This window comes from Ruegeria sp. AA3 (assembly GCF_056542905.1).
On the sequence record NZ_JBQGAQ010000004.1, the window covers coordinates 192,126 to 208,948 of the forward strand.

At 53.8% G+C, this 16,823-nt stretch carries 19 protein-coding genes, 1 tRNA gene and 1 riboswitch; of the genes, 10 read left to right on the forward strand and 10 right to left on the reverse strand.

Annotated features, from left to right (window positions below; genetic code table 11):
• Nucleotides 1-597 precede the first annotated feature (597 nt).
• The 3 genes from ACR0JR_RS09480 to ACR0JR_RS09490 all read left to right on the forward strand — a co-directional run bounded on the left by ACR0JR_RS09480 (nucleotide 598) and on the right by ACR0JR_RS09490 (nucleotide 3,319).
• Nucleotides 598-1,899 (forward strand): DUF3300 domain-containing protein, encoded by a 1,302-nt coding sequence (locus ACR0JR_RS09480; protein ID WP_480455955.1) that lies wholly within the window; start codon nucleotides 598-600, stop codon nucleotides 1,897-1,899.
• Between the two features lies 1 nt (nucleotide 1,900).
• The gene (locus ACR0JR_RS09485; RefSeq protein ID WP_319547267.1) at nucleotides 1,901-2,791 is read left to right on the forward strand and encodes a DUF2950 family protein; all 891 of its coding nucleotides are present in this window, start codon (nucleotides 1,901-1,903) and stop codon (nucleotides 2,789-2,791) included.
• A 321-nt stretch (nucleotides 2,792-3,112) separates the two neighbouring features.
• Complete coding sequence (locus ACR0JR_RS09490) at nucleotides 3,113-3,319, forward strand: hypothetical protein (protein WP_480455957.1); 207 nt, start codon at nucleotides 3,113-3,115, stop codon at nucleotides 3,317-3,319.
• 458 nt (nucleotides 3,320-3,777) lie between these two features.
• Here the strand turns inward: ACR0JR_RS09490 and ACR0JR_RS09495 are convergent, their stop codons facing one another.
• Nucleotides 3,778-3,948, reverse strand: coding sequence for a hypothetical protein (locus ACR0JR_RS09495; protein ID WP_480455959.1), 171 nt, complete (start codon nucleotides 3,946-3,948; stop codon nucleotides 3,778-3,780).
• Nucleotides 3,949-4,192: 244 nt separating this feature from the next.
• Here ACR0JR_RS09495 and ACR0JR_RS09500 point away from each other — a divergent pair, with 244 nt between their 5' ends.
• Nucleotides 4,193-4,564 carry a hypothetical protein gene (locus ACR0JR_RS09500; RefSeq protein WP_480455961.1) on the forward strand — a complete coding sequence of 124 codons (372 nt, stop codon included), beginning with the start codon at nucleotides 4,193-4,195 and terminating at the stop codon, nucleotides 4,562-4,564.
• A gap of 85 nt (nucleotides 4,565-4,649) precedes the next feature.
• On the opposite strand, the gene ACR0JR_RS09505 is transcribed toward ACR0JR_RS09500, so the two are convergent.
• The 3 genes from ACR0JR_RS09505 to ACR0JR_RS09515 all read right to left on the reverse strand — a co-directional run bounded on the left by ACR0JR_RS09505 (nucleotide 4,650) and on the right by ACR0JR_RS09515 (nucleotide 7,087).
• Complete coding sequence (locus tag ACR0JR_RS09505; RefSeq protein ID WP_480455962.1) at nucleotides 4,650-5,927, reverse strand: ATP-binding protein; 1,278 nt, start codon at nucleotides 5,925-5,927, stop codon at nucleotides 4,650-4,652.
• A gap of 150 nt (nucleotides 5,928-6,077) precedes the next feature.
• Nucleotides 6,078-6,653, reverse strand: coding sequence for a hypothetical protein (locus ACR0JR_RS09510; RefSeq protein WP_480455963.1), 576 nt, complete (start codon nucleotides 6,651-6,653; stop codon nucleotides 6,078-6,080).
• Nucleotides 6,653-7,087, reverse strand: a complete 435-nt coding sequence (locus tag ACR0JR_RS09515) for a helix-turn-helix domain-containing protein (protein ID WP_480455965.1) — start codon at nucleotides 7,085-7,087, stop codon at nucleotides 6,653-6,655. Before ACR0JR_RS09515 ends, ACR0JR_RS09510 begins: the two co-directional genes overlap by 1 nt.
• A 175-nt stretch (nucleotides 7,088-7,262) precedes the next feature.
• Here ACR0JR_RS09515 and ACR0JR_RS09520 point away from each other — a divergent pair, with 175 nt between their 5' ends.
• Both ACR0JR_RS09520 and ACR0JR_RS09525 read left to right on the forward strand, forming a co-directional pair.
• The gene (locus ACR0JR_RS09520; protein WP_480455966.1) at nucleotides 7,263-7,487 is read left to right on the forward strand and encodes a hypothetical protein; all 225 of its coding nucleotides are present in this window, start codon (nucleotides 7,263-7,265) and stop codon (nucleotides 7,485-7,487) included.
• Nucleotides 7,488-7,676: 189 nt separating this feature from the next.
• Nucleotides 7,677-8,795 (forward strand): tyrosine-type recombinase/integrase, encoded by a 1,119-nt coding sequence (locus tag ACR0JR_RS09525; protein ID WP_480455967.1) that lies wholly within the window; start codon nucleotides 7,677-7,679, stop codon nucleotides 8,793-8,795.
• 4 nt (nucleotides 8,796-8,799) lie between these two features.
• Here the strand turns inward: ACR0JR_RS09525 and ACR0JR_RS09530 are convergent.
• Nucleotides 8,800-8,875: transfer RNA gene (locus tag ACR0JR_RS09530), tRNA-Lys, on the reverse strand.
• A gap of 211 nt (nucleotides 8,876-9,086) precedes the next feature.
• On the opposite strand from ACR0JR_RS09530, the gene dapF reads away from it, so the two are divergent.
• Together dapF and mtaB are read left to right on the forward strand one after the other, a co-directional pair.
• The gene (gene dapF, locus ACR0JR_RS09535; protein ID WP_319545913.1) at nucleotides 9,087-9,929 is read left to right on the forward strand and encodes a diaminopimelate epimerase; all 843 of its coding nucleotides are present in this window, start codon (nucleotides 9,087-9,089) and stop codon (nucleotides 9,927-9,929) included.
• Nucleotides 9,926-11,209, forward strand: a complete 1,284-nt coding sequence (gene mtaB, locus ACR0JR_RS09540) for a tRNA (N(6)-L-threonylcarbamoyladenosine(37)-C(2))-methylthiotransferase MtaB (protein WP_480455968.1) — start codon at nucleotides 9,926-9,928, stop codon at nucleotides 11,207-11,209. Before dapF ends, mtaB begins: the two co-directional genes overlap by 4 nt.
• Nucleotides 11,210-11,236: 27 nt before the next feature.
• On the opposite strand, the gene ACR0JR_RS09545 is transcribed toward mtaB, so the two are convergent.
• The 4 genes from ACR0JR_RS09545 to petA form a co-directional block, all read right to left on the reverse strand.
• Nucleotides 11,237-11,665, reverse strand: coding sequence for a cupin domain-containing protein (locus ACR0JR_RS09545; protein ID WP_480455969.1), 429 nt, complete (start codon nucleotides 11,663-11,665; stop codon nucleotides 11,237-11,239).
• 129 nt (nucleotides 11,666-11,794) lie between these two features.
• Nucleotides 11,795-12,583, reverse strand: coding sequence for a cytochrome c1 (locus ACR0JR_RS09550; RefSeq protein WP_170542273.1), 789 nt, complete (start codon nucleotides 12,581-12,583; stop codon nucleotides 11,795-11,797).
• A gap of 17 nt (nucleotides 12,584-12,600) precedes the next feature.
• On the reverse strand, nucleotides 12,601-13,932 hold the full coding sequence (gene petB / locus ACR0JR_RS09555; RefSeq protein WP_170780193.1) for a cytochrome b: 1,332 nt from the start codon (nucleotides 13,930-13,932) through the stop codon (nucleotides 12,601-12,603).
• 14 nt (nucleotides 13,933-13,946) lie between these two features.
• Complete coding sequence (gene petA, locus ACR0JR_RS09560; protein ID WP_010443142.1) at nucleotides 13,947-14,531, reverse strand: ubiquinol-cytochrome c reductase iron-sulfur subunit; 585 nt, start codon at nucleotides 14,529-14,531, stop codon at nucleotides 13,947-13,949.
• 487 nt (nucleotides 14,532-15,018) lie between these two features.
• Between petA and ACR0JR_RS09565 the strand changes: the two genes are divergently transcribed.
• A complete protein-coding gene (locus ACR0JR_RS09565; RefSeq protein WP_480455970.1) occupies nucleotides 15,019-15,465 on the forward strand; it encodes a c-type cytochrome in 447 nt (148 codons plus the stop codon).
• A gap of 12 nt (nucleotides 15,466-15,477) precedes the next feature.
• Here ACR0JR_RS09565 and ACR0JR_RS09570 read toward each other — a convergent pair whose 3' ends face one another.
• On the reverse strand, nucleotides 15,478-16,098 hold the full coding sequence (locus tag ACR0JR_RS09570; RefSeq protein ID WP_480455971.1) for an FMN-binding negative transcriptional regulator: 621 nt from the start codon (nucleotides 16,096-16,098) through the stop codon (nucleotides 15,478-15,480).
• A gap of 55 nt (nucleotides 16,099-16,153) precedes the next feature.
• Nucleotides 16,154-16,300: riboswitch (FMN riboswitch) on the forward strand.
• Between the two features lie 72 nt (nucleotides 16,301-16,372).
• On the opposite strand from ACR0JR_RS09570, the gene ACR0JR_RS09575 reads away from it, so the two are divergent.
• Nucleotides 16,373-16,813 carry a 6,7-dimethyl-8-ribityllumazine synthase gene (locus tag ACR0JR_RS09575; protein WP_480455972.1) on the forward strand — a complete coding sequence of 147 codons (441 nt, stop codon included), beginning with the start codon at nucleotides 16,373-16,375 and terminating at the stop codon, nucleotides 16,811-16,813.
• Nucleotides 16,814-16,823: the final 10 nt, after the last annotated feature.

Consider the following 16,823-nt stretch of genomic DNA (forward strand, 5'->3'; position numbering starts at 1 on the left):
GGTTTGCACAAACAGTTTTATCTTCGTTTCAAAAGGTACGGCGCGCCGAACGCGTACCCCCTCATAGAAATCGCCAATCTCCATCAAGGCACGCCGCTCCTGCTTGGTATCGGTACAGCGTGTTTGAATTGTATCTGGATAAGAAGATAAGGGGTCTACGGGAATCCCCCAATTTCGGACAAGGCACTAACAGGGTAGATTGAATTCAACGGAACAACACTACCACTCCGTATACCCCCTCAATAGAGAGGGGCTGGCTAAGACCCCCTCATCCAGCCCCTCACCACCTTCACTCTCAATCATTTGTGAGACGGTGGGTTCTTCCCCTACTCCCAATTTGGGAGGCCAGCGCAGTATGCCACATGTAGCCCGCCATATTCAGCCCGCTATAAATGGGGGGTAGGCAGGCCAACTGTCAGAAGGTAACGAATTCTAAGTCATCAGGCTGGTTTAGTCGGATGTCGGCTCTGAGCCCAAAGCGGACACTCGCTCAAACTTGATTGGGTGTCGATTATTATCCCACAACCGTTTTATTGACTGATCGGTTGCCAGAATCGCAGTCTTAGGTGATCCTTCAAGAAATCGAAGGATCGCAATATGTTTAGGTTTCTATTAATTGCATTCGGTATTTGCGTATCTACTTCCGCGTTAGCGCAAGAGTCGTCCGAAGATGTAGCGGCAAAAGATGATACCTCGGCGACCTCGTCCAGTCTGCTAACTGACGCTGAGTTGCAGACCTTGGTCGCCCCGGTTGCTCTTTACCCCGACACGTTACTCATACAGATATTTGTCGCGGCAACCCAGCCATTGGAAATTGTTAAGGCTGAACGATATTTGCTCGATAACGCCGACCGCGACCCTGTTGAACTAGAGCCCGAAATCGATGCGATGGGATGGGATCCTTCTGTCAGTGTGTTGGCAACGGCGTTCCCCGAAGTTGTTGGTCAGATGGCCACCCATATCGACTGGACCGAGACAGTTGGCACTGCCATGTTGGCCCAGTCCGACGATGTGATGGATGCGGTGCAGGTCATGCGGGATCAGGCAATTGACAGCGGCGCTCTTGTTTCAGGGCCCGAGCAAACTGTCGAAGTGTCTGACGACGACAACGTAGTAATTACACCGACAGAACCCGAGACGGTATACGTTCCACAATACAATCCCGAGACGATTTATACTGGCCCGTCAACCGGGGATGTTGTGGGCGCCGCACTACTGACTTTTGGCGCTGTTGCCCTGATCGACGAAATTTTTGACGACGACGATGATTGGAACGACTACTGGGGGTGCCGAAATTGCGGTGGCTGGGGCGGCGGTCCGATTTATAGAAATCCAGACATCGACATAGACGTGGATGGCAACGTCAATATCGGCAATGATATAGATTTAGGTGACCGAACGGATATCGGATGGAACCCCGATCCTGACCGGCAACAGGAGGCCCGGAACAAAATAGCGGACCACAAAAGACCCGAAGGTGGCCGTAGCGACTTGCCGGTTAACCGTCCTGACGGTCGCACGGATGAGCTGCGTGCAAAGTTGAGCCGAGAATCCGGTGCTGCAGATATTAGCCGGGACCGCGGGGCGGCTGCAGCTGCGGTCGGTGCGGGTGCAGGGGCTGTAGCAGGCGGTGCCTTAGCGAACCGGAACAACGCTGATCGGGACAAGGCTGCCGCAAAGCAACAAGCCATTGATCGTACCAAACGTCCAGATTCAGCGAAAAAGCCAGTCGCACAAAGACCGCAGACCGCCAAGAAGCCGCAGGCGAAGAAAGCCGCATCGACGCAGCGCAAGCCCGCGGCATCCAAAGGGCAAGCGATGAAGAAAACGGCGTCCGGCAGCAGAACTCAAAGCGCGTCCAAGCGTGGACACGCCGCTAAAGGCAAGCGGAGACGGTAAGATGCGTAGATCAGTATTTTCAATTTTGTTGCTTGCCGCGACCACAAGCCCGGCCCTCTCTGAAGGAGCCAGATTTGATACGCCGCAAACCGCACTGGATGCTTTTGTTGATGCGTTGAAGGCTAATGATCAGAGCAAGCTGATCGAAATTTTCGGGCCTGAAGCCGAGGATCTGGTTGGAACGGGTGATCCGACGGAAGATCAAGAAAGAAGGCAGGAAGTGCTTGGCATGTATGCCGAGGGGTATCGTTTCCGGCCTGAGGACGATGGCGTTGTACTTCTTCTGGGTGAAGACGGTTGGCCTTTTCCTATCCCAATTCTGCGTAAAGATGACGGTTGGCGCTTTGACCTGGAGGCTGGGATCGAGGAACTTTCAGCTCGTGAAATAGGCTTGAATGAGTTGGAAGTGATCGAATTGCTTGAGGCCTATGTTGACCTGCAGGCAGCTTTCCGACTTGTGGACCATAACGGGAATGGCGTTATGGAATTCGCTCAGACGATCATTTCCGATCCGGAAGAGCAGAACGGTCTCTTCTGGCCTGGAAAAGACAGCTTTGTCGGTGCAGCGCTTGCCCGCGCCGCAGCTTCGGGGTGGAGTGACGGTCAGGTTGACTATGAAGCCGAACCGTTTCTTGGCTATTATTACACAATCCTGCAAGAGCAGGGCCCTAACGCTCCAGGGGGTGCCTACCCCTATTTCGTCGGGGATCACTTCGTTGCAGGACATGCCTTGCTGGCAATACCGGCAGACTACGGAGAAACTGGTATTCATTCCTTTCTGGTTGGCGAAAACGGCATAGTCTACGAGGCAGATTTTGGCCCGGAGACACTCAGTATTGCATCTGAAATTTCTGCTTATGATCCAGACACGAATTGGTCACCGGTCGAGTAATATTTGGATTGAAAGTGGCGCTTAAGCTCTGCGCTTTGCTGAGGTCACTATTTGCGGTTCGTGTGACAAGCTTCAGTTCGATGGTTACGTGTACCCGAATAGGTTCGGCCTGGATCGCTCTTGCAACACACATTGTGACTGCGAGCAAATTTCCCATCTTACGACTTGATCCATTCTTCTGCCTTCACACGTTTCGAGTCAATGACTGAAAAGTCCACACAACTGCCGCTAATCTCGTCGCCAACCATCAAAAAGTTCCCCCAAACGTTCCCCCTGTTTTGCAAAGCTTGCTTAATGTGCGGACGACTCGGCAGACATGAAATGACATGGGCAGAGCTGTATGCCCTGCAGAACTGGATCGTGAACGGCGTTCCCATCCCGCTACAGCGCGATCCGAGTGCCCAAGACCTGTCTATGAGCTGGAACGTGAAGCCCACTCAGATGTTGGATATGGCATTTAGACTGCCGAGGGCCGTAGGCGGCAATCAGAGGGCGCTAAGGCGCTGTGAGTTGAGCGTAATCGCCTGATGGCTCTGGCGCGTGAAATGGAACGAGCATTGGCCTGACAAATGGCAGGGCCACAACCCTAGCAATGTCAATGCCTGTTCAGTAAATTAGCTACACAGCATCGGGGCATCTGCTCAGATAGCTGTAATCAGGGCGTTTGCCGCTCCTAAAAAACCCGTTACTGCCGCTGCGCTCGCCAATAGTATACAGACGACTTCAATCGCACTTAGTTTCATGTTTTGCCCCCAAGCAAGTCTCACATTGGACTTAGGGCAACCGTCGATGACCGAAAAGAACGTCATGATTTACGTGGCGGAAGCCTGCCTTGTTCAAGGCGTCAATCCGCTCAACTATCTATGCATATTACTTATGGTTGAGGGCATGAACGGTACTTGAAGCTTGACCTGTTGCACCACTGCACCGCTTCTATCGCTTGAGCCCTTTCTCTCGCCCACACGCCACCATTTCGCGTCTGAGCGTCACAATCCCTGCAACGCTGGTTCTGTGGTGTTCAGCCGCTCGTATTGCTCTACCGCTGACAAGTACTCCGCAAGCTGCTTGCCTTCCTCGGTATCTGGTTCCGATCCCCATAGATACTCAATCTCTCGCAAGGCGGCGCGGTATTCAGTCGGGGTGCGCACGGTGGTCATGGAAACACCTCAAAGCTTTAATCAATACGACATGCATACCTGAAAGTGCGTGATTCTGATAGGCGGCTGTTTTGGCCTCGATACGGTTCCGCTCAATGTTGTAAGACCCGTCGGACTGGATAGCATACAATTGCGAGACAAAGGATTAACGCACATTAAGCAAAATTAACTTTGGCTTTTTCAAACCATAACGCGACTTCATCTATAACACTTCCCGAGTTCATAAAGTTCATGGAGTGCGGCAATGTTTGACTTTAGTGACGTCACATTTGACATGAAAAATTCATATGTGCTTGAAGCAGGATCACAGGATTATGCGATTAACACCAATGATTTGAGTTCGAACTTGGATGCCAATGATTTGGATCTCGAATTTGAAGAATGGGCAGACTCGTCGGATCATCCACCAAATGCGGAATGGACATCTGATTTTCTCAACGAGTACCAAGACCCGCAAGATTTGCACGACATGCAAGAACTGATGGAGAGTGGCGCGCTTAGCCCTACGACTGAAGAACTGAACCAACATAATCAAATGTTGCGAGTGCTAATGACGACTTACGGGAACACCATAGTTGACTTGTCGCGAGCGACTGCATTTAGCCTTACTCGTTAGTGCACTGGCCCTGCACCGATTGCGTCCGGTGTGGGGCTTTCAATTGGGTGTCATCTAATCTGGAAGCACCCCGCTCTGGACCGCTTCAAAGAAATTGAGGAAAGGCCTGCCTTCTGGCGGTTAATCGCAAGCATCTTTCGAAACCTTCACGAAGGTTTTCCGGCAACTGTTCAGCGTATGTTCGAAATACCGGATGCTCGATATTAGGGCGAAAGAAGATCTGGCCATCCTTTTGCATCCGATTCCAAATCGGGAAGCGGGTCTCATCAACCAGCTTATGGCCGCGGCTGCGATAGGTACGTTTGGATGTTCCGACGAACCTTTCAACTACTTTCTTTAGGCGTTCACGCACAACCGGCGGCATTTGTGCCGAGGCTTTCTTAACGTCGATTTTCCATTCCGCATCCATTGTATTCGGAATATCGACGGCAATTCGGCAGAGCTTTGTTAGTTCGGTTTGGCGAGCAAGACCCAACCAACCGCCAGCGATGATCAGGCGTTGCTCGCGATAGACATAGAGCCCCTGAGATTTCAGATGCCCCTCTGGACCACCAATCTCTTCCCATTGTTCCTGCGTCATGCGCTTGTGATGCGGTAGTGTGTGACATCTTATCACGACATCGCCTTGTCGCAGGCGAAGTACCTCCTCCGGGTCTTTCTGCGTAGCTGTATGTAAGGACGCCATAGGGTCAATCGGTTTCAACAAACGCCCGTTCAATGACAGCTTTAGGCGCGGCTTGGGGCCCTCAAGGAACCGATGGAAAACGAGCCGAAGATGGTGTTCTGCACGAGACAATTCCGCATTCATGTGTGCAGCACGTTTGCCGCGGTCACGTGCATAGCCGCCGCTTAAGCGGTCAAGATTTTTCCAAGTGACGACTGTACCTGTTTCAGGCAGAAGGTCATGCTCCGTTAGAAGATCCGGATTATCGATGAGTTCGAGGCTCCAATCGTTTCGCTCCGCGACTTTGTCGAGATCCCAGCGGGCACATGATGTTTTTTTGTCTCGCCGTGTCAGGACCGTTAAACGTCTGCATTGTGAAAAACTGGCGCTTTTCAGACCAAGACCGAAACGGCCGAGATCTTCGGCCGAACGTTCGTCTGTTGGCTTTTTCGACCCCAATCGCATGGCTTCAACCAGTTCGATCTCTGTCATGCCGAACCCATCATCTACAACCGCGATCCATGGTTCGTCAGCGGTAGTGTCGGCGATCAACTCGACCGTTTGAGCCTTGGCAGTGATAGCGTTATCGATTACGTCGGCAAGTGCCGTTTCGAGATTGTAGCCAAAGTCTCTATGGCCCTCGATGAGCGACGCGGCATAAGGCGTCGCATCAACAACACGAGTTGCAAGTCGAGTCACGTTGGCCTCCGTGCAAAATAGCCGAGGAAATTTCTCTTGGCATTTGGGTGGTTAAGTTTCGAGGGGATGAAATCATCGCGAAGCCGCAGCGGACAACATTTGAAAAAGCGAAATTCGGAAAATATGTGACCTCAAAAGGATCATGCGAAATCACCTTTGGGGTAATGATATTCGGTCAATCAGGAACTGCTCATATGTTGCACTTTCAACAGTATGTGCACTTGCTTCTAGTTTTGCGGTGATGGTGTACTCAATCAGAAGGTAAAGGGTAAAAATCACCATGCCGGTGAAGATCCACAACCATGTCGTGGGCGGCATTTCCCTACCGTTGACCAGAAACTGAATGATTGGCCAAATTGCGAAGGGTATGGCGCTAGCGATTATCCATCTGAACGGCTTCAACTTTTCTTCCGCTTCTAAGGCCATCTGATCTTTGGTTTTCACCAGATCACGCTCCCAAGCCAGGTATTCATCTATGATCTGGCCAGAAAGGTAATGGCCGCAGCGACAATAGTCGCGCGTAATATACTCAATTTGTCCACACGCTGCACAATGAGCCGCATTGATACTACCGGCTCTCGGGCGCAAATTGTACTTCCCACCATTGCTTAAATGGTTTTTGTCGGCACCGCAGATATCTTCCAGCGAGCGCTCTAAGTCCCGTCCCAGCCGCACTTTGCGCGGGCGCAGTTTCAAAACCTCTTCGGGAAAGTCTTCATCCATCATCAGCTTATCAGCCTCAAAACACTATCAATTCTGGTTGTTTCCGGTTCCTCGCCATCTGTGGCTAAGGCGTCGGTGGTTAGGAACTCATCAAATAGAAATTCGATTGCGTCCCATTTTTTTTCGGGTGTCACGGAAAGCTCTCGATCAAAAATTCGTCGCTCTACTGCGATCCCGATCTTGCGGTACGCGGAGGCTATCTCGTTGTGCCTTCCGCCTTTGCCATCTTCTGAGTCGCCTTCGAGCATCCAGAGCGGGTCGACATCAAACAATTCGTAGATTTCCAACAATAGCTGAGCAGTTAGGTCTCGTTGACCACGTTCGTAGTTTTGATAGGCGCTTCGGCTAATACCTAGCTTCTGCGACATCTCTTCTTGAGAGAGTCGGGCGATCCTACGTACAGCCGCAAGGCGATTTCCAAGGCCACTAACAGCCATTTCAACTTTCGTTCGTATTTGTATTGACCTCATTCGTAGTCATTTATATCAAAATAGACACGAACGATGGCGATACGTTTGATTCATGCAGTTTCAACGTAGTTTTGTTTTATTCTGGACGCAAAACGATTTCTCTCGCCTCGGATTGTAAGCAAACGATTTGAGGAGGCGAAGCGTGAAAAAGCTTCTCGAAACCCCCAAGGAACTGGCAGAACGAGTGGGTATCCCTGTGTCCAACGTGCGCTACCTTATTCGCGCAGACATGTTGGATCATATCTTCACAGCCCCCGGACGCCGCAACCCAAAGATCCCAAACGGAGCCTGGGAACGGTATGTCGAAAAATTTACAGTGAAAGCTGCTGAAGGCGAGAAGCTGGATGCGGTGCTACGCGCCAACTAGTGGAGGTTGAGGACATTCGATGGCTACGCCGCGAGCGTCACTGACGCAGAATGAATTAACACGCTACCTCAAAGCATATAAAGATGCAGGGATACAAGTCGTGCGGTCAGAGATCAGCCGGGACGGAAAGGTCGTGATCTACAGCACTGAGAGGCAAGTCGACGAAGCAAGCAACCCCTGGGATCGTCAATGAAGCGGCGTAAACAGTTTCCTGGCGCGACCGCCTATTATGACCGGCACAACAAGCGCCGTTGGCGGTTTCGGAAGCGCGGGTTTTCTGCTGAGTTGGGGAGAGACTATGGGTCCGAAGAATTCGTCAGGCGATATGAGGACGCCTTAAATGGACACAAAACGCGTGGGTTGATCGGTGTTGACCGCGCCAAACCCTTTAGCGTCAACCAGCTTGTAGCCCTCTGGTATCGTTCAGCTGAGTTTCTCGACCTGTCTCTTAGTACGCAGAGGGTTTATCGCGGAATTGTTGAAAAGTTTCGTGAGGAGCATGGAGACAAACCTGTTCAACTGATGCAACGGCGTCACGTGCAAGCGATCCTTGCTGAAAAAGCCGAGACACCCGCTGCGGCGAACAACTTACGCAAGCGGCTGATCCAGTTAATGGATTTTGCCATTTCATTGGATTGGCGCGGAGACAATCCTGCGCGCGTGACGAAACCATTTCGCGTGGGTGGTGATGGCTTCCATACTTGGGATGAGGACGAACTGGCGCAGTTCTTCAAAACGCATAAACCCGGTACGCTTGCACACACAGCGGTATCGCTGATGCTTTATACTGGAGCCGCTCGAGTTGACGCGGTGAAGCTAGGGCCAGACAACATTCGCAACGGCAAGATTGAATACAGGCGACAAAAGACACAACGCTCGGGCGGTGTTCTAGTGTCAGTTCCAATCCACCCGGACTTGGCCGAAGTGCTGGACAAGGCTCCGAAGGACCGCACCTTCTTGGCTACCAAGAAAGGTACGATCCGATCGTCGGGGGGCTTGGGCAACCTCATGCAGCGTTGGACGGAGGTGGCAAAACTGCCTCAATGCTCCGCTCATGGCCTGCGCAAGGCTTGTGCGCGACGTTTAGCCGAGGCTGGTGCCACTGCGCATGAAATCGGTGCAGTCACCGGCCACAAAACACTAGCTCTCGTGCAACGCTACACCGAGGCCGCAGGTCGCGAAGGGATGGCTGATTCCGCAATTGAGAAACTGATCGCCCGCCCAAATGGCGAGCGTAATTTGGCGAACCCTCCGAACAGGTTCGTCAAATCTGATACCAAACCCCGGCAAGGAAAGGACAATTTATGAAAAGTGGTGAGCCGTGCAGGATTCGAACCTGCGACCCACTGATTAAAAGTCAGTTGCTCTACCAACTGAGCTAACGGCCCACTCTTTTGTTGGATCTCGATGATCCGTGGCGCTCTGTAAGGTATTTACCCAACCGGGTTCAAGACCTTAATTTGCACCTCGGCACGCTTTTGTCTGATGTCAGTCCAGCGCCCCGATAGGCGGCCTAATTAGGCAGGTGGCGCTGGGGGGTCAACCCCTATTTTGTGGAATCTTTAGGACAGGCTGGATTCATTTTGTCGCCGGGGTTATATGCCCGCAATGCAAACCCTAAACGATACCGGATTGCCCATTATGAAGATGCACGGGCTGGGCAATGACTTTGTCGTCGTGGATGCGCGCGCGCATGCGATTCCGATCACTCCCAAGATGGCCAGGGGAATTGGGCATCGGCAGTTTGGCGTGGGTTTCGACCAGCTCGCGGTGATCGAAAGCGGAAATGCAGATGCGCATCTGGTGTTCTACAACGCCGATGGGTCGACCTCGGCAGCCTGTGGAAACGCAACGCGATGTATTGCCAGATTCTTGCTAGATGAAACCGGCAGATCGGATCTGACTCTCACGACAGAACGCGGCATTCTGCAGGCACGGGACGCAGGAAATGGCCTGACATCGGTCAACATGGGCCAACCTCAGCTTCTTTGGAACGAGATTCCCCTGACCGAAGAAATGGACACGCTTGAACTCCCTATCGAAGGGGGACCAACAGCAACCGGAATGGGTAATCCGCATTGCACTTTCTTTGTCGACGATGCGGAGGCGATCCCTCTCGAAGATTTCGGTGCGCGTTATGAACACCATCCGCTCTATCCTGAACGTACCAACGTGCAGGTAGCGCAGATCGCAGGGCCAGACAAAATCCGCATGCGCGTCTGGGAGCGCGGTGTTGGGATCACCTTGGCTTCGGGGTCATCATCCTGTGCCACTGCCGTCGCAGCGGCCCGGCGTGGACTTACCGGGCGCCAGGTACAAGTTGATCTTGACGGTGGGACTATATGGATCGACTGGCGCGATGATGGCGTCTGGATGACGGGGCCAACAGTCCACGTTTTTTCGGGTACGCTCACGCCGGAATTTCTGAGGTCTCTGGAATGAATCCGCCCAAGTTCAGTACTCTGGGTTGCCGCCTGAACGCCTACGAGACCGAGGCGATGAAAGAGCTGTCACAGCAGGCGGGCCTTAGCGATGCGGTGATCGTAAACACTTGTGCGGTGACAGCTGAGGCCGTGCGCAAGGCGCGGCAGGAAATTCGCAAGCTGCGGCGGGAAAATCCCGACGCTCGCCTGATTGTCACCGGCTGTGCCGCGCAGACTGAGCCCGAGACATTCGCGCGCATGGATGAGGTCGACGCAGTTATCGGAAACACCGAAAAGATGCGGCCCGAAACCTGGAAAGGGATGACCGCCGATTTTATCGGTCAGACCGAAGCCGTGCAGGTAGATGACATCATGTCTGTCACCGAAACGGCGGGCCATCTGATCGACGGTTTTGGCACCCGCTCACGCGCCTACGTTCAGGTCCAGAACGGGTGCGACCATCGGTGTACTTTCTGCATCATCCCCTATGGCCGCGGAAACTCTCGCAGCGTCCCTGCTGGCGTCGTGGTAGACCAGATCAAGCGGCTGGTCGATAGGAGCTATAACGAAGTTGTCCTGACCGGAGTTGACCTGACCTCATGGGGCGCGGACCTGCCTGCGCAACCCAAGCTTGGTGATCTGGTCATGCGCATCCTGAAACTGGTGCCGGACCTTCAGCGCCTGCGGATCAGCTCGATCGACTCGATCGAGGTGGACGAAAATCTGATGCAGGCCATCGCGACCGAACCGCGCCTGATGCCCCACCTGCATCTGTCGCTACAGCATGGTGATGATCTGATCCTGAAGCGCATGAAACGTCGCCACCTACGCGATGATGCCATCCGCTTTACGGAAGAGGCTCGTAAGTTGCGCCCGGATATGACATTTGGGGCCGATATCATCGCAGGCTTCCCGACAGAGTCCGAAGACCATTTCGAGAATTCTCTAAAATTGGTCAACGACTGCGACCTGACCTGGCTGCATGTGTTTCCATATTCAAAACGCGAAGGAACTCCCGCTGCTCGCATCCCACAGCAGGTGAACGGAAACGTAATTAAGGAGCGGGCCGCCCGCTTACGTGCTGCCGGGGATGCCAAGGTTGCTAAGCATCTTTCAGAACAGGTTGGAAGGTATCACAACATACTGATGGAAAACCTTAATATGGGTCGGACCGAACAGTTTACTGAAGTCACTTTTTCCCAGCCTCAAATTGAAGGGCAGATCGTGCGCGGGGTGATCACAGGCACATCAGGTATGCATTTGCAGGCCCAACCCTGTGCTCAGGTCAGTCAAAGATAGACGACACCAAATTCCCGCTCGATCAACTCAAAGTCCTGTTCGCCACCCTCGTTCTGCCGGGAGGTTTCGGCCATGAACGCTTCGGCGCGGTCGCCGGGGAAAATGTAGCTGATCATACGCACAGACAGTCTGATCGCTATTGTTTTTCATGTAATGGGAAACTCCGCGCGGGCAGTGAATGGTATCCCCTGCGCCGGCGCTGACCCACGTGTCACCAAGCTTCGCATCAACCGTGCCTTGAAGAATGTGAAACGTCTGATCCTCCCATTTATGGTAATGATCAGGCACCGCGCCTCCTGGAGCCATAACGCCGTCCGAGATTACGTATTCTCCGTCGGTGGCCTCTTTGCCCACAACAACTCCGACATACTCATTCGGGGCCATCATGTATTTCTTGCCGCCATCCCATTGCTGAATGACAACCTGTTTACGTGTGGCTTCGATTTTGTCTGCCATCGATAAGCTCCTTCGGAATTTCTGTATTCGCTATCTGGGAACTCGTGGCCTGAATTCCAGTAGGCACCAAAGAAGAAACCCCGCAACCGAAAGGTGCGGGGATCCTTGAATAGACAATCCGGTTGGATATTAGTCCTTGCGGATCTTGCCCTTGTGGGGCGCCCACAGACGCTTGTTCACCAGATAAAGCAACACAGACAAAACCGTTAGGAACAGAACACCAACGAACCCGGCATTCTTGCGGTCCATCATCTTTGGCTCAGCGGTCCACATCAGGAAGGCCGCAACGTCTTCCGACATGGCTTCGACCGTTGCTGGATGACCATCTGCGAATTCGACCTGATCCTCGGCCAATGGCGGTGCCATCGAGATCCAGCCACCCGGGAAGGCCTTGTTCTCATAAAGAACCGTGCCCGCCTCTTCCTTCTCTTCGCCAGTATAGCCGTCAAGCAATGATGCGATATATTCCGCACCACCCATGCCTTTGACCAGTTGGTTAATCCCCAGGCCGTATGGGCCATGGAATCCAGCACGGGCCTTCGCCATCAGGCTCAGGTCCGGTGCGCCAACGCCAGTATTGGCCGGGAAGTGGTCGGTCGGGATTGCCGGGCGGAAATCGTCCAGCTCGGGATCGAACACTTCGAAATTATCGGCCGCGTAGGTGATGACCTGCTCTTCTGAATATCCCAGATCTTCAAGCGTCCGCAGCGGAATGTATTGCAGACCATGGCAGGCCGCGCAGACCTCAGTATAGATCTGCAGACCGCGCTGAAGCTGGTTCTGATCCCAGGTTCCAAACGGTCCCTCGAACGAGAAGTCGAAGTCTTCGATGTGCTGCTCACCGCCACCTGCCGCAAAGGTCGAGGCGGGCGCAAGGGCCAGAGCGAACGCGGCACCGATTGCAAGTTTCTTGAACATGTTTCCGGTCCCTCTTCTTACTCGGCCGGCGTGGCGTCGGCGTCAGCCTTGCCATAATGCGCGTTGAAGTCTTCTTCGATGGTTTCCGGCTGTGCCAGAGGTTTCTCGATCACGCCAAGGATCGGCAGGATCACGAAGAAATATGCGAACCAGTAGGCGGACGCGATAAGCGAGAAGGTCGCATAGGGTTCTTCCGCGGGCATCGCCCCCAGCCACATCAGGGCAAAGAAGTCGATGACCAGCAGGTAGAACCACCATTTGAACATCGGACGGTATTTGCCCGAACGCACAGTCGATGTGTCCAGCCAAGGTGCCAGGGCCATTGCCAGGATCGCACCGAACATCGCCAGAACACCAAAGAACTTAGCGTCGATGATGCCGCCGGTGATGAAGCTGGCGAACTGAACGACCCAGACCTCACCGGTGAACGCACGCAGGATCGCGTAGAACGGCAGGAAGTACCATTCAGGAACGATGTGCGCAGGTGTGACCAGCGGGTTGGCTTCGATGTAGTTATCCGGGTGGCCCAGATAGTTCGGCATGTAGCCAACGATGGCCCAGAACACGACAAGAATAACCGCCAGAGCGAACAGGTCCTTGATCACGAAATAGGGCCAGAACGGCAGCGTGTCTTTCTCGGCCTCGGCTTTCGAACCACGGCGTACTTCAACACCCGTAGGGTTGTTGTTGCCAGTGGTGTGGAAGGCCCAGATATGCACGATGACCAGCGCTGCGATAACGAAAGGCAGCAGGTAGTGCAGCGAGAAGAAACGGTTCAGCGTGGCGTTGTCCACCGCAGGTCCGCCCAGCAGCCAGGTCTGAATCGCGTCACCCACAAACGGGATCGCTCCGAACAGGCCGGTGATCACGGTCGCACCCCAGAAGGACATCTGGCCCCAGGGCAGAACGTAACCCATGAAGGCAGTGCCCATCATCATCAGGTAGATCAGCATACCGATGATCCACGTGATCTCACGCGGGGCTTTGTACGAGCCGTAGAACAGGCCGCGGAAAATGTGAATGTAGACCGCAACAAAGAACAACGAAGCGCCGTTCATGTGCAGATACCGCAGCATATAGCCGCCATTCACGTTGCGCATGATGTGTTCGATGCTGGCAAAGGCCAGATCAACATGCGGAGTATAGTGCATCACCAGAACGATGCCGGTGACAATTTGCAGCGCCAGGCAGAACGCCAGGACGATGCCCCAGATCCACCACCAGTTCAGGTTTTTGGGGGTGGGAATCATCAGGGTGTCATACAGGAGACCGACAATTGGCAGGCGGCTGTTGAGCCACTTTTCGCCGTTTGTCTTCGGCTCGTAATGATCGTGGGGAATTCCGGACATAAGTTGGGTCTCCCTTAGCCGAGTTTGATGGTGCTGTTATCCACCCACTCAGCGGGCGGCACAGGAAGGTTCTCGGGCGCGGGGCCCTTACGAATACGGCCCGCGAGATCGTAGTGCGAGCCATGACAGGGGCAGAACCAGCCGCCGAAATCACCGGCGTCGCCCAGCGGCACACATCCAAGGTGAGTACAGACGCCCATCTGAACGATCCATGCACCCGGCGCTTCGCCTTCGGGCGACGGCATGACGCGGTTGGCGTCAGTTGCCGGTGCATCGGCTGCAATATTGAAGTTACGCGCCAGCGGATCAGGCAGAGCATCCACGCCTTCGGCGTCCTGCTCTTTGGCTTCCTGGATCTCAGCACCAGTTCGGTGGCGGATGAAAACAGGTTTGCCCAACCACTTTACGGTCAGCTGCGTGCCCGTCTCAACCCCGCTGACGTCAACACGGATCGAGGACAGCGCCTGAACGTCTGCCGAGGGATTCATTTGATTTACCAGGGGCCAAACGGCAGCCCCCGTCGCAACGACACCTGCGCCGCCAGCGACGTAGTACAGAAAATCTCTGCGGGTGCCTTCGTGGTCTTCAGCGTGGGACACGAGGTTATCTCCGAATTGTCTGGCGCCCGCGAACGGGCATATAGCTCGCGCACCGCATGAACTGCGGCGTCTTAAAGGGGGTATCTATCGGGGAGAATAGAGTTCGTCCAGCGCTCTTAAACGCGCAATACGCCGCATCTAAGCAATCATGTCACGGTGAAAGGGTAAAATTTCAATATCAAATGCAGATTTTAGTCTTCTGGGCAGCCACTAAGCCCGGTGGACATGTGGTGTGATTCGGCACTGGCCTGCGGATTGGCGCATCCGGGTTTATCCACCTTCACTCCCTTTTAAGATCGTCGAAATGACACTGAATTTGCCAGAGTTTTGCCACGATATTTTCCAAATTAAAGCGAACATGATGAGATTAAATTATTAATTTAAAATAGATATTTCAAAGATATAGCAGAATATCGAATTCCGATTGCACTCGTTGCGGGAATACGTGAAAGGCCGAAGGAAATCACCAAGCAGCCGGAGAATTTCAATGCCAAAGATTGCAGCAACCGCGGTTCTATTTACGATTCTGAGTACAGCACAAGCTATTGCAGCCGGAGACCCCGCAAAAGGCAAACAACTCTATAACCGATGCTCATCCTGCCACGCGATCATCAAGGATGGCAAAGTTTTGGTTAAAGGCGGCATCACGGGGCCGAATCTCTATGGCGTGGTTGGTCGCGTGGCCGGAACCGAAAGCGATTATCTGTACGGAAGCGAGCGTCTGCCCATTGGCATGTTTACCGATGACATGATCCGTGCCGGGCAAGAAGGGCTGATATGGACCGAAGAAAACATCGCCGCCTATTCACAAGACCCGATCAGCTTCATCAAAGAATATCTGAATGATGAAACCGCCCGCCCGAATATGAGCGTGAAGCTGAAGAAAGGAGCGGATCACATAGCCGCCTATCTCGCCACCTTCACTACTCAATAAACTAGGTGATTTTTAAATTTTGGCCTCGCGCATGAGCGAGGCCAACGACCCGACCTCGGCCCCAATCCCAGCAGATTGAACCTGATCAGCGGCACGCTGGCGCGCAACGTCGGGCTTATTCTGGTTAAGTTTCCAAGTGCCATCAATGTCCGAGACCGTCAGTCGGCATGGCACAATCATCCGCATCATCCGATCCAGCGCATCTGGTGTCATCTTCGACGCCAGCCATGGAGGCTTAGGCAACAGGCGATTCTCGAAATCAGCAGCCTGTCGATCCAGCAGGCCTCGCAATTCTTCCACGGGGCGCATCTCAAGCACGCCGGTCAGATGCACCGCAACATAGTTCCAGGTCGGGACCTGATCATCGACGCCATACCAATCAGGCGAGATATACCCATCAGGCCCTGAAACGGCGATCCGCGCAGATTGTGGCTGCTTCAATGCACGCACGATCGGGTTTGACCGCACCAGATGCAGATCCGCCCATCCGGCATCTTCGCTCAGCAAGAAAGGAACGTGGCTCAGTAATGGCGCTTCCGGTGTCGAGACCGCCAGAACGCCAAAGGCGCGCTCTCGGGCAAAATCGATATGACGCGCACGCGCCTCGTTGCGAAAGGCAGGGTTAGGATGCATTTAGGTCCTCCGTCCAATTTCTCTTGCAGAACCAGTATCGAATTGGCAAGGTCCACCTCGTTCTCAGGGCGGGGCGAAATTCCCCACCGGCGGTATGCGGGCATGACCCGTAAGCCCGCGAGCGGCCCCGACCTTCGGGGTGTCAGCAGATCTGGTGAGAGGCCAGAGCCGACGGTTACAGTCCGGATGAAAGAGAACGTGCAGCACGCCGGTAATGCGGTGTGCCCGCTCGTGATCGCCTTGGGTGAAGTGTCTGTTTGCTAAGGAGATCATGATGACACACACCCGCTATGCTTTCGTCAAAGCCAATTGGCATTCTGATATCGTGGATCGCGCCCTTGATGGGTTCTTGCAACTCATCCCCGCCGAACAGGTCGATATATTTGACGTCCCCGGCGCGTTTGAAATGCCTTTGATTGCGCGCGATCTGGCTCAAACCGGTCAATACGCGGCCATAGCCTGTGCAGCCTTCGTGGTGGATGGGGGCATATACCGGCACGATTTTGTTGCTCAGGCCGTGGTTGATGGTTTGATGCGCGCCGGTCTGGATACCGGTGTCCCAGTGCTGTCGGTCTCGCTGACGCCGCATCAATTTCAGGAAACCGATCATCACAACGCCATCTACCGCGAGCACTTTGTGCAAAAAGGGCGCGAAGCCGCACAGGCGGCCCTAAAGGTCACCGAGACCCGCGCGCACATCGCTGCTGCAGCCTGACAGCAAGCGG

What these genes read in the sequence shown, in the direction of transcription:
- ACR0JR_RS09480 (WP_480455955.1), top strand. Translation starts at nt 598, where the DNA reads ATGTTTAGGTTTCTATTAATTGCATTCGGTATTTGCGTATCTACTTCC.
- ACR0JR_RS09485 (WP_319547267.1), top strand. Translation starts at nt 1,901, where the DNA reads ATGCGTAGATCAGTATTTTCAATTTTGTTGCTTGCCGCGACCACAAGC.
- ACR0JR_RS09490 (WP_480455957.1), top strand. Translation starts at nt 3,113, where the DNA reads ATGACATGGGCAGAGCTGTATGCCCTGCAGAACTGGATCGTGAACGGC.
- ACR0JR_RS09495 (WP_480455959.1), bottom strand. Translation starts at nt 3,948, where the DNA reads ATGACCACCGTGCGCACCCCGACTGAATACCGCGCCGCCTTGCGAGAG.
- ACR0JR_RS09500 (WP_480455961.1), top strand. Translation starts at nt 4,193, where the DNA reads ATGTTTGACTTTAGTGACGTCACATTTGACATGAAAAATTCATATGTG.
- ACR0JR_RS09510 (WP_480455963.1), bottom strand. Translation starts at nt 6,653, where the DNA reads ATGATGGATGAAGACTTTCCCGAAGAGGTTTTGAAACTGCGCCCGCGC.
- ACR0JR_RS09515 (WP_480455965.1), bottom strand. Translation starts at nt 7,087, where the DNA reads ATGGCTGTTAGTGGCCTTGGAAATCGCCTTGCGGCTGTACGTAGGATC.
- ACR0JR_RS09525 (WP_480455967.1), top strand. Translation starts at nt 7,677, where the DNA reads ATGAAGCGGCGTAAACAGTTTCCTGGCGCGACCGCCTATTATGACCGG.
- dapF (WP_319545913.1), top strand. Translation starts at nt 9,087, where the DNA reads ATGCCCGCAATGCAAACCCTAAACGATACCGGATTGCCCATTATGAAG.
- mtaB (WP_480455968.1), top strand. Translation starts at nt 9,926, where the DNA reads ATGAATCCGCCCAAGTTCAGTACTCTGGGTTGCCGCCTGAACGCCTAC.
- ACR0JR_RS09545 (WP_480455969.1), bottom strand. Translation starts at nt 11,665, where the DNA reads ATGGCAGACAAAATCGAAGCCACACGTAAACAGGTTGTCATTCAGCAA.
- ACR0JR_RS09550 (WP_170542273.1), bottom strand. Translation starts at nt 12,583, where the DNA reads ATGTTCAAGAAACTTGCAATCGGTGCCGCGTTCGCTCTGGCCCTTGCG.
- petB (WP_170780193.1), bottom strand. Translation starts at nt 13,932, where the DNA reads ATGTCCGGAATTCCCCACGATCATTACGAGCCGAAGACAAACGGCGAA.
- ACR0JR_RS09565 (WP_480455970.1), top strand. Translation starts at nt 15,019, where the DNA reads ATGCCAAAGATTGCAGCAACCGCGGTTCTATTTACGATTCTGAGTACA.
- ACR0JR_RS09570 (WP_480455971.1), bottom strand. Translation starts at nt 16,098, where the DNA reads ATGCATCCTAACCCTGCCTTTCGCAACGAGGCGCGTGCGCGTCATATC.
- ACR0JR_RS09575 (WP_480455972.1), top strand. Translation starts at nt 16,373, where the DNA reads ATGACACACACCCGCTATGCTTTCGTCAAAGCCAATTGGCATTCTGAT.